A 12,700-nucleotide genomic window follows, 5' to 3' on the forward strand; every position below is an offset into this window, starting at 1 on the left:
CCGTCGAATGACTGCACCCAGTCCCGTCGTTCCGCCGATGAACGGAAACACGAACCAGAAGCCAACCCACGTGGTGCTGACCTCCATGAGAGCCCGCCCAGCCACGGCGGCAGCGCTCTTCCTCTCTGGATCATGCGGCACGGCGTTGCCTCTCGATCCGATCCGCAACACGGCGGATAGCTTTCTCGCGCGGCTCGCCGGCGCGAATTGCCTTCTGGATTTCCTCGAACTCGGGGCCCTTGGAGCTGTATGTGGCCATCGCCACCGGATCCAGGATGAGCCGGCCGACATGGAATATCTCCGGGCCTTTGATGGCGATCTCGGCGAACTCCCCAGCCACGGTCTTCACGGATTTGAGCAGCATTTCCGTGCGCTCATTCATTTCGATCCGCCCGGAATTCTTGAGGGCGGTGATGCTCTCGGGCTTTTGCGCCATCAGCAGGAAATAGTCGGAGTTCTCAAAGCACGCCTTGGCGCCCGGGGTCTTGAAATAGTCATCGACCCCCTGGGTACCCGTCAGTAATGAGCCATTGTACTTGCGGCACCGGCGAACATATCCCTCGATGAAAGCGCCGCTGGCCTTGCCTTGCAGCAAGTCCCACGCTTCGTCGATGGTTAGGGATTTGATGATATCCCGCGGCGCGCGGTACATTTCGTCGCTCACCATGAACATGCAGAGCATCAGGACGATGGACTGCAACTCCTTGCGCGACTTGATTTCGCTCAACTCGAAGCCGATAAGCGGGTTGCTCAGGTCGATGTTTGCGCCGCTGTTGAAATAACGACCGAATGTACCGGTCTTGCCGAAGCTGGCCATCATCTGCGCCAAGTCCTTGGCGTAGGCATGGCGGTGCTCGGAGAGCATGCGCATCACCGCCTCCGGCGTGCCGGCCGGACCCTCCTTGTCCCAGACCGCACGAACGACCTCTTCGATGATTCCCTTCTCAATGTCGTCCACCTCGCCTGAGGATCGCGCCATCTGACGGATGACGAGGCCTACGAAGGTCAAGCTGTCGACGGCATATTCGTTGTCGCGTTCGAAATAGCCGGGATCAATCATGGCAAACGGGTTGATCTGGGGTGCGGATTTCGAGCTGAACTCGATGACCTCACCACCCATCAACTTGATGGAACTCTCGAACGAACGGCCATCGTCCAGGATGCGTGCACGGCCGCCGCAGGCAACAACGCCTTCATTGAGCTCCTGTAGGGCCACACTTTTGCCGGCGCCCGATTTACCGACCACGGAACAGTTATAGTTGCCGGCATTGTTATCGAACGGGCTGAAGCACATCAGCTGGCCACGGCGGCCTGTCAGCAGCAACTGTGGTGTCCGCCCGCCCAGGAACTCCCCCTGAAAGGGCGCGATGTTGGCCACCGTCCAGCTCACCATCTTCTTCGTCCGCTTCATGTCGGCCAGGTCGATCATCAACCCTTCGGCTGCTGAAAACGGCATTCCCACCAGGAACATCGGCAATTGGAGATATCGTTCGCGCTCTATCTTCCAGCCCTGGCTACCGAAAAGGTTCTTCAGCGCGCGCTCTGCCTGGGCGAAATCTTCGGCCCGAGCGAAAAGATCGACGGTTTGTGCGACGACCAGTGATTTCTGCCCTTCCTCCAGCTTCTGGGAGAAGAAGCGATAGTCCTTTGCTTCGTCCGCCAACATCGGTCGATACGCTGCCCCGCCCTTTTCCAGGTCGTGCATCGTCTTCATGGCCTTCATCGTCGCATGCTGCTTCTCGCTGTTCTGGTCGAGAACGCGGAATGCCAAGGTCATACGGTAGGGACATCGGATTGACTGGAAGGTGTTGATCGGGTGCCCGATCAATCTCTCCATCATCCATTGTGTCCAGAACTTGGGCCGACCAGTGATCGTGTAGGTGCGCGCTTCATAGCGACCACCCGCCAAGGACAACCGATCCGACAAGGTCTGAATACGGGCAGCGGGACCACCCACCTGGTCCTGCAAGGGTTCTTCGGCGTCGTACTCCACGTCATCCTGGTAAAGGTAATCTGGCACCGGCCGCTGCCGAAGGTCGGCCCAATCCTTCTCCAAGATTGCTGCGGTGTCGGGATCGGTCGCCTGGATCAGATCGACCGGCTTCTCAAGCCGATGGTCGTCCTCATGGGGCTCAATCCATTCCTTGATGATGCCCAGGAGCTGGCTGGGTTCGACATTCACTGCCGGAACGTTGATCCCGCGTAGCGTCCCTATCAGATTCTGGCGGATCGACAGCAGTTCATCCACACGCGCATCGGTCATCGCCCCAGGCAAGCCGACAGCGATGAGAACGCGATGGTGCCGAAGGACAATGTTGGTTAACTGTGTCAGCGGTCGCCACGCGGCGCCCGAAAGGTACTTGATCCTCCCGCGCGCGATCTCGCCATGGATCCCGCCCCTGGCCAATCGTGGAGCAGCCCATCGTTCCAGGATCGGTCCATAATACCGAGACCCCCAGGATATGATCTGAACACAGCATCCTTTCGGTAAGCCATCGGCGACCAGCCCGGTCACCGTCTTGACGACGTTTTCATCAGCACCAACGATCGGAAGCATCTCCACAAGGATGCCCGTGGAGCGGTCATTCACGTAGATGGAGGATTCTTCATCGTAGTTGCGATAGGGGAAGAGTTCCCCAATGGTGGATACACCCGAGACATCGAGTCCCTGCACCGTTGCGATGTCGGTGTCACCGAACAGTTGGTTGAAAAGCTTGTGAAAGCGGTTCAGGACCTGCATGACATCCTCCTTTCATTCCTTGGAGGTAGCGGGAATGGTGCCAGCCCAATGCGATGGCTGGAGCACGATCCAGACGAAATTCTCTTCGTAGTAGTTGCCGCCTTCATCGAAGGGCGCGACATAGACACGCGCTACAACGTCCGGCACGCGGCGGACGTCAGCGCTTTCTGCTGCCGATGGTCGCGTTGATTGGTGTCCCAGCAGGCGGGCAAGGATTCCGTCAAGGCCAGATCCCTTCACCTTCGACGCCGCAGCGGTGGATGACGATACGGCCGGCGCCGACGTTGAGGCACGATGCTGGTCTGCCTCTGCGATCGTGACGCACCCGGCCCCTTGCTGGGGCTGGCAACGCCATTCATCCACCCGAGTGGATGTACCGCATCCCGTCAAGCTCAGCAGCGCAATCAGCAGAACGGCGCCCATCCGCTTCATCATCAGCCTCCGAGACCCAGGAATGTGCGGAACTTGTCAGGACCAGCGAAACCCCGCATCACGGCTCCGTCTCCCCTGACAACCACGGGGGTACCATCCCAACCTTGCCGGCGTGCGAAATCCGCAACCTGGATCAATGCCTGTTCGCCCTCCGCACATGCCGTCCCGGCGACAGCCTCGCCGTCATACATCGCCTTCAGCATGTCCGCGCGGTCCTTGTCCTTGGCGCACATGGTCGCCACCAGGCCAGGGCGCGACGTCTGAATGGTGTTGAAGGGCAGTTCGATCACCTGGACCTGGTCACCGAGGTTCCGAATGGTGCGGTCGAGGCGCTGGCAGAAGCCACAATGCGGATCGCCCAGCACATAGAGCTTCAGTTTGGCCTTAGCGCTACCCAACCGGATCGAGGGCAGCGCCTCCAGCAACTTGACGTCGATCGTTTCAGGCGCGACATCGGGTGCCTGCTTCGCGGGAGCGCCTACCACACCGATCGGCTGCCCCGTCTTGAGCTGGTCGACGACGGCCCCGCCCTTTGCCGCAGAGATCACCGGCGCCGTCAGGTCGGTCCCGGCCTTTAGGTCGAAGATCGCACCCACGACCAGGAACTTCACCTCAGGGTCCAGATAGACGACATTCTGGCCACTCACGAGTTCATACAGGCCGTCCACCGGCGCGCACCTGAGGGAGCCAATCGGCGTGTTCGGCAGGTTCTTCTTGACTGCCTCCACTGCCTTCTCAAGGCCAGGGCATGACGGGCCCTGGGCTGAGCTCGGTGCGGCGAAAGCTGCGACGGCCAGGAGGCCCATCGGCAGGATCAGACGTGATGCAATTCTCATTTCTTCTGTGCTCCATTGATGCCGTTCAGCACCGTGGGGGGAATGCCAGGGAGATTGGCCGTCACGGCGGTGAGGTCGGGAAGGCTTGCCTCTTCACTGTCACCGGACGGGCGGCCGTCCAGATAGAATCCCTCTAGGAAAACCAGTTCCAATTCGGCGCCTGACACGGCGGAGATGACGGGCTGGATCTGCTCCAGACGGTCGATATAGTAGTCGCCGAGGCGATCGCCTGCGGATTGGGCGCCACCGCCCAGCCCACCAAGGCCCGCCTCTTTGAGCTTTTTCCCGGTGGAACGATCATCGCCGGTGCTGATGGAGAAACCGCCGAGTGCAGGGTTCAACGCATTGTTGACCGTCGAGCCCAGGCCGCCGACCAAGCCGGCCATGGCGGCACGGCCCACCAGGTCGCCGGTCCGCTCGGTGACAACGCCGCGAATGCCGGCTGTGCCACGATCAACCAGATAGCCCTTCACCTTGAGCTCGCGCACGGTTCCACCATCGGCAGGGCAGGACATGCGAACGGGCCGCCCATAAACGCGCTCGCTGGGAAGATCTGCCCGCCCTTCCAAGGTGACCAAGCAACCCCGTAGCTCCGTGGTGCGGACCCGGCCCTTGTCTATGACCCCGCGTGCCGGGCCCAGGACGCGCGCAAGCATGGGCTTCGGATCACTCTGATCGGTTACGCCGGCCGTCACGTCCGCACCGGAAATGATCCGAACCGGAGCATATGAGCCCGCTGCCACGTAGAGCTTGGGATTGTGAGCGCGTGATGCTTGGTTTGGTGCCTCCCGCGTCGTCAGCTTGATGTTGACGATGGCAGGCTTTCCGCGTGTGCTTTGATTGCCGCTGCCCCCGGCACCGATATCGCCTGTCAAGGTCTCTGCGGCCCTGCGGCGTTCGCCTGCGTTCCCGAATACATTGGCGCCGGCGGCGAGATCTCCGTACCCAGGTTGACCAGGAATGGTCCGACCGCGGCCGATGCTCGCCAGGTTGTCGCGGTCTTGCGCCGCGCGTAATCGTGCGATCTCTGCTTCGAGTTTTTCGTTGGCGGCCGCATACTTGTCGATGACCTGCTTGAACTCGCCCTCCAGAGCCCCCATGCGACGCTGCAACTCATCCGAGCTGTTGTCGGGCGGCGCTGCTTTGGTGGCCAGCTGGCTCGCCAGGTCATCCTGCCTCTTTTCCAATTTGCGCAGGTGGTCATCAGCGGCCTTCCACCAGGCCGTATCTGCGCCAGCGGCACGCCCGGCCCCGGCCAACTGAATGGATTGGGGGGCAGTCTGCTGCGGGCTCCTCTTCGACCCGACTTCGGTTACCAGCATGTAGACGAAGAAGAACAATGCGGCAGCGAGACCACCAATTGCCGCAAATACGGCCCATTGCTTGCGGCGAACGACGTTGTTATCATCAGACATGGCGGCCGACCCAGTAGATGATCCAGGGCTGTTCTGGGACAGGTGTCGGTGTCAGCAGAACGGCGATGGTGCCTGGAATCCCGCGCGCTACGGCACGCTCATCGATGTCACGCCCGGGCGCCGGTTGTACGAGCAACGTGCGACCGACGAATTGCTCACCGATGAATTCAGCCAGGACCAGAGCTTGCAACGATCCGATGGCAACGACGACGTTTGTCGAGCGTCGTTCATAAGCGGGCAGATCCTGATTGGTGGCCATCGCCTTGATGACCGATACGGCATGTCCGGCGGTTCCCTCGGCATCGTCTTCATTATTGGCGATGGCCCGCGTCGGCGCTGCGTCACGCGGTTCCAGCAGGAGCTGCACGGCCGGCACGTCTGCGAGCGTGGCGACGATCTTGAACGTCCTCAAGCTCTCCGTGACGATATAGAAGGAAGTTGCGCTTGATCCGGGCGCGAACTTCACGAACAGCACGCCGTCTTCCGTTGAGGTGATGTCCACACGACCTTCATCGTGAATGACGGTCTTGATGCGGTCATTCACGACACGCACCCTATTCGTGTCCGATTGCGAGAACAGGACAGCGCCCTCGCCATCGGCATCCAGGGTCAGCTTCACTGTGCCCTTGTAGTTGGGCAGCTCCGCTTTCCTCGTGGCTGGTGCGGACTGTTCTGTGGTCGACGCCAGCGGTGCCTGGTTGGCTGGCGGGACCACCGGAGCAGGCGTCGACTTAGTCCCCACAGTGGACAGGGATGCGGCGACGGCGCTCGGATCGACCGGATCGGTTGGTAACTGGATCGGACGACGTATCTGTTCCTGCTCAGCCTGCGCAACTGGCGCGATGGCCAATGCGGCAACTATCAAAGCGGCTCTTCGCGTAGCCCGTACCATTTCGGAACCCCACCGTCGGATTTGAAGGAAATAATGACCTTGAGCCGCTCGCTAGTGACGCGCTTGTCGCCAACGAACGTCGCGACGGTCGTTATGAGTGTCACCGTTTGTTCCGCCGGCGTGGCGGTGACCGATTCAGGAAAATGGGTGGTGGCCACATCGCGCTCTTTGAGGCGCCCGTCGAGCAACTCTCGTTCGAACTGTTCCTTCAGCGCCCCATACTGGCCAGCATGGGCAACCCGCAGCAGCTCCTCGTTGATCAGCGACGCGTTTGCGGGCGACCGATTATAGAGGCGGTCTGCCACGTAGCGCGCCGCATCGATGAGGTACGATGCCGAAGCGGTGCCATCGGAACCAACCCAGCTCTCTTGAGTGAGCGTAGGGACAAGGACCGTGCGGCTCACGCACACGCGGCCCCACGCACCATTGAGAAGGAGCGCTACAAGGGTCACGCCCAAGCCTGCGACCAATAGATTCCTTTGTCGCGCGAGAACACTCGCGCGATTGTCGGTGGGTTTGCCCATGTCAGCCCCAGAAATTCCGCAGATGCGATTTCGGGATGTAAAGATAACTCCGCGTGACCCCCGGCAGATGCCAGTAAAGGAAGTTGCGGAATACGTTCCCGCCTTCGCGCCCCTTAATGGTCTTTAAGATCACGACCCACGCTATAGAAGCGCCGAAAGCACCGAGAAAGCCCATGGGGCCGAAATGGAACTGAAGCACGAAGCCGGCTGCGAGAAGCCCAGCTCCGCCAGCGAACTCCCCGATGGTGAACGGCCCCACACGCCAGGGCTCGTCCAACGCACCGGGGATATAGTATTGCTCCATTTCGTTTGACATCGGCGGTCAGATCAATGCAGTCACCAGCGCGCTGATAATCCCGGTCCCGACGCTGGCACCGAGGCCGACACCGACGGGCTGCATCAACGCCGCGGACTCGAAGTTCCAGGACACCTTGGCCAGGTTTCTTATCAGGGAAATGGAAGCAAACAGCGCGCCCGCAGATCCAGAAGCCCAACCGGTCAGCTTCGCGTCGGCCGCGTCGAAGGTGGTGTCGGCCCCGGCATAAGCGGCCGACGCCAGCAGCAGAGCCGGCAAAGCAATGGCGAAGACGCGGAGCAGGGAAACACCATCGTTCTGCTTTTCGCCGCCCCTGCATACATTCGTATTCACTTGGTCAATCGTCCTCATATCCTTCTCTCCACTGCTACAGGTGTCCCCGAAGGGTTACCAATGCTGGGATTTCTACAAAACACGTTCGAAGTATGCAAGAGGCGTTTTCTTCCAGAATGGCAAATAGAGCGAAGATGAAAGCGGATTCAAGTAAGGTATACCCGAAAGATATGTGATATATCTGCACGGCATATGCAATGAGAACCGCCCACGGTTCAATTTTATACTTGCAAGAACCGATGACGGTTCGTACAAGTCGCCGCCAAAGTTCGGAATGTTTTTTCTTGCATTTCGGATTTCTATAAATCACAACGCTCCCGGAGAGAGGGATGTGATGCCCAGCAGCATCTTTGAGACGCAGGATAACTTCTACCTACCGAAGGACACCAAACAGCGGTACCGGATGCTGCTAAGGAAGATGACCCTCGCCAGGGGCCGTCTGGTTTCCAAAAAGGCGATGTACACATTCCTGGTCGAGAAGTTTTTGGAAGACGATGCGCTCCGGTCGGAGTTCGTCGGATGGTTTGAGCGGTGGCGGGAAAATGAAGAGCGGTAGCGCCTGGAAGGCTATTGCCTGTGCGTTCTGGTCAGCATCGCCCGTGATGGGGGCAGACCGGTGCCTGGAGGCTTTCTGGTCTCAGGAACTGGTCGCGCCGCCTTCCATCGTGGCTGCCATCGTTGCTGTGGAATCCAATGGCAATCCCATGGCGCTGAACGTCGAAGGACGAACCATTTCGGCGCGTAGCTGGCGCGAAGCGGCTGATGTTGTTGAACAGGCCGTCGCAGCTGGCCGTTGCGTGGATATCGGCTGCATGCAGGTCAACACTTGCTATCACTCACATCGGGTTCAGAATCCGGTCGATCTGCTCGATCCGGCAACCAATGTTCGGGCTGGCGTTGCCTTTCTGACGGAACTACGGTCCGCCAAGGGAAATTGGGTGGCTGCCGCTGGGGCCTACCATAGCTCGACACCTTCGCTAAATGCGATCTACCGGTGTCGACTGGCTACTGCAATTGATCCCACCTATCGCAATCCCGGCTGCATCGAGTTGCTCGCGCGTAACGGAGGCCCTTGGCATGCACCATCGTAAAGCAGTGATAGGTGTTGCGCTCGCGCTGGCGATCAGTCAGACAGCCGCAGCGACCGCAGCGGAGAGTCCGCCGACAACCAGTTGGCAATGCCAGGATTGGACCATCGACGTCCAATCCGCGAATGCCACCATTGGCTACAACAAGAACTCCGTCAACCTACCTGTGGTGTTGGATGCTAAGCCCGGACTGGTTATGGCGGGGCGCCTTGATGGTCGCCCCCTCTATTACATCCTAGTTTTGGACCTGGAAAAATCCACCTTTGCCGTGACCGAGGTAAGCACTCATACGGCCGCCAGCACGAAAGTCCACAAATGCAACCGACCAACCGGGGCGGCCCGCCCCTAATTCTCCGACGGTGCCGATTTTTTCTTGGCCAGACTTTCACGATGCCGGATTTCTTTATCCACGGCCAGTCGAATGAAGTCGGCGCGGGATTCAACTCTGGCACAAAGACCATCAATGTGCGTCAAAGTCCCCTCAAGGAACCGCACAAGCTGGGTTTCAGTATATTTCTTCTTCGGCGCCATCGCGCCTTGTCGCGGAGAGGCCTCCCTTTGTCAAGGCGGTATCCATCAGTATATCCATCCAGATATCGATTACTTTGACTGTATGGATATCTATACCGGTATCTATTAGATATCGGTATAGATATCGATATAGATATCTGTTTCAGTCATTAATGGCGCAGAAACACTAGATATTCTGAAAAACCGCGTTTATGGTCGATGCGGTGTATCCGGGGGCCGCAGTGCTATGGTGGGGTATATCGAGAAACATATCGGCAGAAGGATGGCCGAGCGCCGCAAGGTGCTGGGGCTTGGCCAAGCCGTCGTGGCCCAGTGCCTTGGCGTATCCAGGCAGCAGATCTATAAGTATGAGAGCGGCATCCGGAGGCTGAGTGCGGCCGAACTCGTCAACATTGCCCGCACTCTGAAAGTTTCAGTGGGCTACTTGTTCGAGGGCTTGCCGGACAGCATGGCGGGCGATCGTCGCCACGCTCTTATCGATGCCGTATCTGCGCTGCCTGAGGAGCTGATCGATAGTCATCTGGCCCTTGTGCGCGTAACCGCCGCCCGTATCCAGAACGTCGCCTTCGATGGCCGACCTCATGCAGAAGCGGGAAGCGCGGCATGACACGGTTCGCTCTGGCTCCAACCTATCATGGCTATCGCTTCGAGCTCGGACGGGGTCCTGACCTAGATACGTTCGTCCTGCGCGTTTGGAGACCGATTGGTAAGGCCTGGTGGCTGATCTACGGTCGCGGTTTGCTCAGGTATGACATTAGGAGTGTTTGGGAACCAATTGATATTGCGCCGATATGCACCACAATTCGCCCCGCATACCTCTCGGAACTACGTGCTGCGCAGCACCGCACCTTCGCTGAGCGCGCCGCGGCATTGTCCGTCTCAGCATTCGAGGTGAGCAATGTTCGCTAATTGCCTCATTCGATGGGAAGAACCATCGATCGCTTTCAAAGGCGTGGGCGCAAGCACTGCCATACCCGTTGGGCCGGAGCACGGTGGCCGCTCCGAGTCACAGCAAGCACAACATCTAGCTCTGCCGATTCTAGGCGTAGTGGCTACCAAAGGGGCGGCTCACTGCCGGAATCTGGCTGCAATTCCGCCATTTTGGAACCGCCTATGGGAAAATATCCCCCGATCTGCAGAAAGTCCTTGCGCGCGGATAGGCGTTGGTATCAACAGGACTATAGGACCTTGGACTATAGGACCTCGCATGGCCGCCACTCCCGATATGAAACGTCTCGCCTATCAGCAGAAGAAGGCCGAAGGAAAGACGCTGGTGCAGGTTATGCTCGGGCCTGACCTGATCAAGCTTCTGGATACGATGAAGGAGACCCAAGGAGGCGTGCGTTCGCGCGGCGCCGCGGTGGAGCATCTGCTTCAGGAGATTGTCGGCGGAACGAAGAACGGAGGCGCCAACGCGCAGACCCCATAAACGAAGACACCCCCAACCCAAAGGGTCAGGGGCGGCTCCAAACTCAAAGCGACTTCGCACCTCCTTTGTAGCTTGGACCCTCCCTGACAGCAAGCGAAAAATGCCGGCTTCCGGCCACGGCGGAGCTATGCCCGCCTCGGACCCGGCCAGGGATGGCAATCATGGAAGAAATTGACACAAACGGCCGTCGACGCCCCGACGGCTACGTGGAGGTGCTTGCCCAGGCGGCAAAGGCTGTCTTGGACAAGCCCTACGCGAAATGGCAGGCCCTTCGGGCGGTCCAATTGACGCCCAGTTTCAGTGATGCGCAGGTGCGCCTCCTGGGAATTCTGATCGAATTGGCAGGTGGCCAAGCCTGGGCCAACGCCAAGCCTGCGGCCGGCGTGGGTAGCGACCTGCTGTGTCAGCTCACGGGTTGGTCCAGGAGCAAGGTGGTCCGCACAGCAAGGGAGTTGGAGGCGAGCGGCTATCTGTTCCGGCATTTCACCGACGAAGGTCACCGGTCTCCTGGGGATGGGTGGGACCTCCGTCCCTTGTGGCTGCACCTGGATGACATGGTGGCCGGTATTGACGAGGTCTTTGAACGCCGGCGCACCGCACGGCAATGTGGAACTTTGACGTCAGGTGAGAAGGATATGACACGGGGGGGTGTCACGGATGACATCCCCATTAATACAGACTCTCACCAAACATTAAAAAAAGTAGAACCACGCTCGCCAGCTGTTGAAGTGACCTTGGGCGAGGACACCCTTCCTAAACCCTCTCGGCAGCGTTTCCGACCCCAGCAGGTTAAGGAAACACCAGAACACCAGCGGGCAGTCGAGCAGCTCTGTGCAGTGAGCTGGGATTTCGCTCGGCATCTGCAAGAGAGCGCCTACGACCCCGAGGATCCGAACGTGAACGAGCTGGCCGTGGCCACGGTGAATTTGGCGCGGCAAATCGGCGTGCCGTTGGCTGATATCGGCGCCGCTAAGGACAGGCATCCGGTCATCACCATCGCGGCAATCCTGTGCTTGGCAGCGAACCGGTCTTATCCCGGTTACCCTGGGAAGTGGAAGGTGGCGAACGGGCCTGGTTGGGCACGGATGATGCTGGGATCGCGGCCTGACGAAATTGACGTCTGGACATCTGTCGCCCATGACGCGCGGCTTCGTCGGCTGCAATGACGGCGTCAGTCTCTGACGAGACAGACGCCGCAATGTGTGCCAGTTCTATCGTGCCAACGCCTGTTCGATCTCAGTTTTGAGAGCGATCAGGGTCTTCCGTTCCTCTTGCGTGAGGCCGGGCCGGATGAACCGCGCCCGTAGCAGCTCGGCCGCGCGATTGATGGTGCGGGAGGTTACGATCTGCTGCTGCTCAGAGGCTGGCGGGACTTCTGTCGACGCAACCACATTAACCACCTGATTTCCCAAGGGTATCGGCTCGACCGGTGCCGTCGTCGTCAGGGCTGGCGCAGCTGGCGGCGTAGCGGGTACCTTCGGGCGAGGCGTGGGCTGGCGCAGAGCCCGGGCAGCGCGGACAGTCAATTCACCGGCCTTCGCCAATGTCCACGCCTGCTCTTGCACCGGACCTGGATCCATACGGGCGATCTGGATGAGAAGGTTCGCTGCGACGTCTGGATGCTCCAGCGCCTCTTGCTGGATCTTCGGTGGCAGAGTCAAGAGTGCCAGCGTATCGGTGACCCATTGCCGCCCGCGGTTGAGCACCCGGGCGGCCACCTCGTGGGTGTACCCGTGCTTGGCAATGAGGGCTCCAACGGCTATGGCCTCCTCGATGGGGCGCAGGTCCTGGCGCTGCATGTTCTCAACTAGCGCGATCTCGTCCGCATCGCCGGTGGTGACGAACACATCAATGACGGTCAACCCCGCCATCCTGGCAGCCCGCCAACGCCGCTCGCCCGCGACGACCTCATAAGTGCCGGGCTCATCCAGGGGGCGAACCAGCGGCGGTTGCAGCAACCCGACGCGCCGAATGCTGTCGGCGAGCTGCTCCAGCGTCTCGGCGTCGAACATGCGTCTCGGCTGGTCCGCCTTCGGTGTCAGCCGGTCCAGATCGACCTGCAGAAATCGCGGCCCCGGCGCATCACTGCGAAAGACACCGGAAGCGGTGCCAGAGACAGGAGGTCGAGGCTTAGGGCCTCCCGCCTTGAGTTTGATAGCCATCA

The 12,700-nt window shown here is 59.8% G+C and carries 16 protein-coding genes; 6 read left to right on the plus strand and 10 right to left on the minus strand.

Annotated elements, in window-relative coordinates:
* Positions 1-130 precede the first annotated feature (130 nt).
* From Q0072_RS20210 to Q0072_RS20245, 8 genes are all read right to left on the minus strand, one after another.
* Positions 131-2,740 carry a TraC family protein gene (locus Q0072_RS20210; protein ID WP_054170005.1) on the minus strand — a complete coding sequence of 870 codons (2,610 nt, stop codon included), beginning with the start codon at positions 2,738-2,740 and terminating at the stop codon, positions 131-133.
* A 12-nt stretch (positions 2,741-2,752) separates the two neighbouring features.
* Positions 2,753-3,175 carry a hypothetical protein gene (locus Q0072_RS20215; protein ID WP_298333552.1) on the minus strand — a complete coding sequence of 141 codons (423 nt, stop codon included), beginning with the start codon at positions 3,173-3,175 and terminating at the stop codon, positions 2,753-2,755.
* The gene (locus tag Q0072_RS20220) at positions 3,175-3,900 is read right to left on the minus strand and encodes a DsbC family protein (protein WP_298333554.1); all 726 of its coding nucleotides are present in this window, start codon (positions 3,898-3,900) and stop codon (positions 3,175-3,177) included. The genes Q0072_RS20215 and Q0072_RS20220 overlap by 1 nt, the downstream gene beginning before the upstream one ends.
* Before the next feature lie 104 nt (positions 3,901-4,004).
* Entirely contained in the window at positions 4,005-5,423 is a 1,419-nt protein-coding gene (locus Q0072_RS20225) for a TrbI/VirB10 family protein (protein WP_298333556.1), read from the minus strand.
* On the minus strand, positions 5,416-6,288 hold the full coding sequence (locus Q0072_RS20230) for a type-F conjugative transfer system secretin TraK (protein ID WP_298333558.1): 873 nt from the start codon (positions 6,286-6,288) through the stop codon (positions 5,416-5,418). The genes Q0072_RS20225 and Q0072_RS20230 overlap by 8 nt, the downstream gene beginning before the upstream one ends.
* A complete protein-coding gene (locus Q0072_RS20235) occupies positions 6,285-6,839 on the minus strand; it encodes a TraE/TraK family type IV conjugative transfer system protein (RefSeq protein ID WP_298333560.1) in 555 nt (184 codons plus the stop codon). Before Q0072_RS20235 ends, Q0072_RS20230 begins: the two co-directional genes overlap by 4 nt.
* A gap of 1 nt (position 6,840) precedes the next feature.
* Positions 6,841-7,155 (minus strand): type IV conjugative transfer system protein TraL, encoded by a 315-nt coding sequence (traL, locus tag Q0072_RS20240; protein WP_298333562.1) that lies wholly within the window; start codon positions 7,153-7,155, stop codon positions 6,841-6,843.
* 6 nt (positions 7,156-7,161) lie between these two features.
* Positions 7,162-7,506 carry a hypothetical protein gene (locus Q0072_RS20245; protein ID WP_298333563.1) on the minus strand — a complete coding sequence of 115 codons (345 nt, stop codon included), beginning with the start codon at positions 7,504-7,506 and terminating at the stop codon, positions 7,162-7,164.
* Between the two features lie 316 nt (positions 7,507-7,822).
* Between Q0072_RS20245 and Q0072_RS20250 the strand changes: the two genes are divergently transcribed.
* The 3 genes from Q0072_RS20250 to Q0072_RS20260 are packed head-to-tail and all read left to right on the plus strand — an operon-like array spanning position 7,823 to position 8,925.
* Positions 7,823-8,044, plus strand: a complete 222-nt coding sequence (locus Q0072_RS20250) for a hypothetical protein (RefSeq protein WP_298333565.1) — start codon at positions 7,823-7,825, stop codon at positions 8,042-8,044.
* The gene (locus Q0072_RS20255) at positions 8,031-8,579 is read left to right on the plus strand and encodes a transglycosylase SLT domain-containing protein (RefSeq protein ID WP_298333567.1); all 549 of its coding nucleotides are present in this window, start codon (positions 8,031-8,033) and stop codon (positions 8,577-8,579) included. Before Q0072_RS20250 ends, Q0072_RS20255 begins: the two co-directional genes overlap by 14 nt.
* A complete protein-coding gene (locus tag Q0072_RS20260; protein ID WP_054169996.1) occupies positions 8,566-8,925 on the plus strand; it encodes a hypothetical protein in 360 nt (119 codons plus the stop codon). The genes Q0072_RS20255 and Q0072_RS20260 overlap by 14 nt, the downstream gene beginning before the upstream one ends.
* Here Q0072_RS20260 and Q0072_RS20265 read toward each other — a convergent pair.
* The gene (locus tag Q0072_RS20265) at positions 8,922-9,107 is read right to left on the minus strand and encodes a hypothetical protein (RefSeq protein WP_054169995.1); all 186 of its coding nucleotides are present in this window, start codon (positions 9,105-9,107) and stop codon (positions 8,922-8,924) included. The genes Q0072_RS20260 and Q0072_RS20265 overlap by 4 nt on opposite strands.
* A gap of 226 nt (positions 9,108-9,333) precedes the next feature.
* On the opposite strand from Q0072_RS20265, the gene Q0072_RS20270 reads away from it, so the two are divergent.
* The 3 genes from Q0072_RS20270 to Q0072_RS20280 all read left to right on the plus strand — a co-directional run bounded on the left by Q0072_RS20270 (position 9,334) and on the right by Q0072_RS20280 (position 11,702).
* Entirely contained in the window at positions 9,334-9,714 is a 381-nt protein-coding gene (locus Q0072_RS20270) for a helix-turn-helix transcriptional regulator (RefSeq protein ID WP_298333570.1), read from the plus strand.
* Between the two features lie 600 nt (positions 9,715-10,314).
* On the plus strand, positions 10,315-10,536 hold the full coding sequence (locus tag Q0072_RS20275; protein ID WP_298333572.1) for a hypothetical protein: 222 nt from the start codon (positions 10,315-10,317) through the stop codon (positions 10,534-10,536).
* A gap of 161 nt (positions 10,537-10,697) precedes the next feature.
* Positions 10,698-11,702, plus strand: a complete 1,005-nt coding sequence (locus Q0072_RS20280) for a hypothetical protein (RefSeq protein WP_298333574.1) — start codon at positions 10,698-10,700, stop codon at positions 11,700-11,702.
* Between the two features lie 45 nt (positions 11,703-11,747).
* On the opposite strand, the gene Q0072_RS20285 is transcribed toward Q0072_RS20280, so the two are convergent.
* Positions 11,748-12,698: a ParB/RepB/Spo0J family partition protein gene (locus Q0072_RS20285; RefSeq protein ID WP_298333576.1), complete on the minus strand. Its 951-nt coding sequence runs from the start codon at positions 12,696-12,698 to the stop codon at positions 11,748-11,750.
* Positions 12,699-12,700 lie beyond the last annotated feature (2 nt).

The sequence above is a fragment of the Asticcacaulis sp. genome, assembly GCF_027484505.1.
Taxonomy (GTDB): Bacteria; Pseudomonadota; Alphaproteobacteria; order Caulobacterales; family Caulobacteraceae; genus Asticcacaulis.

What these genes read in the sequence shown, in the direction of transcription:
- Q0072_RS20210 (WP_054170005.1), bottom strand. Translation starts at nt 2,740, where the DNA reads ATGCAGGTCCTGAACCGCTTTCACAAGCTTTTCAACCAACTGTTCGGT.
- Q0072_RS20215 (WP_298333552.1), bottom strand. Translation starts at nt 3,175, where the DNA reads ATGATGAAGCGGATGGGCGCCGTTCTGCTGATTGCGCTGCTGAGCTTG.
- Q0072_RS20225 (WP_298333556.1), bottom strand. Translation starts at nt 5,423, where the DNA reads ATGTCTGATGATAACAACGTCGTTCGCCGCAAGCAATGGGCCGTATTT.
- Q0072_RS20235 (WP_298333560.1), bottom strand. Translation starts at nt 6,839, where the DNA reads ATGGGCAAACCCACCGACAATCGCGCGAGTGTTCTCGCGCGACAAAGG.
- traL (WP_298333562.1), bottom strand. Translation starts at nt 7,155, where the DNA reads ATGTCAAACGAAATGGAGCAATACTATATCCCCGGTGCGTTGGACGAG.
- Q0072_RS20245 (WP_298333563.1), bottom strand. Translation starts at nt 7,506, where the DNA reads ATGAGGACGATTGACCAAGTGAATACGAATGTATGCAGGGGCGGCGAA.
- Q0072_RS20250 (WP_298333565.1), top strand. Translation starts at nt 7,823, where the DNA reads ATGCCCAGCAGCATCTTTGAGACGCAGGATAACTTCTACCTACCGAAG.
- Q0072_RS20255 (WP_298333567.1), top strand. Translation starts at nt 8,031, where the DNA reads ATGAAGAGCGGTAGCGCCTGGAAGGCTATTGCCTGTGCGTTCTGGTCA.
- Q0072_RS20260 (WP_054169996.1), top strand. Translation starts at nt 8,566, where the DNA reads ATGCACCATCGTAAAGCAGTGATAGGTGTTGCGCTCGCGCTGGCGATC.
- Q0072_RS20265 (WP_054169995.1), bottom strand. Translation starts at nt 9,107, where the DNA reads ATGGCGCCGAAGAAGAAATATACTGAAACCCAGCTTGTGCGGTTCCTT.
- Q0072_RS20270 (WP_298333570.1), top strand. Translation starts at nt 9,334, where the DNA reads ATGGTGGGGTATATCGAGAAACATATCGGCAGAAGGATGGCCGAGCGC.
- Q0072_RS20275 (WP_298333572.1), top strand. Translation starts at nt 10,315, where the DNA reads ATGGCCGCCACTCCCGATATGAAACGTCTCGCCTATCAGCAGAAGAAG.
- Q0072_RS20280 (WP_298333574.1), top strand. Translation starts at nt 10,698, where the DNA reads ATGGAAGAAATTGACACAAACGGCCGTCGACGCCCCGACGGCTACGTG.
- Q0072_RS20285 (WP_298333576.1), bottom strand. Translation starts at nt 12,698, where the DNA reads ATGGCTATCAAACTCAAGGCGGGAGGCCCTAAGCCTCGACCTCCTGTC.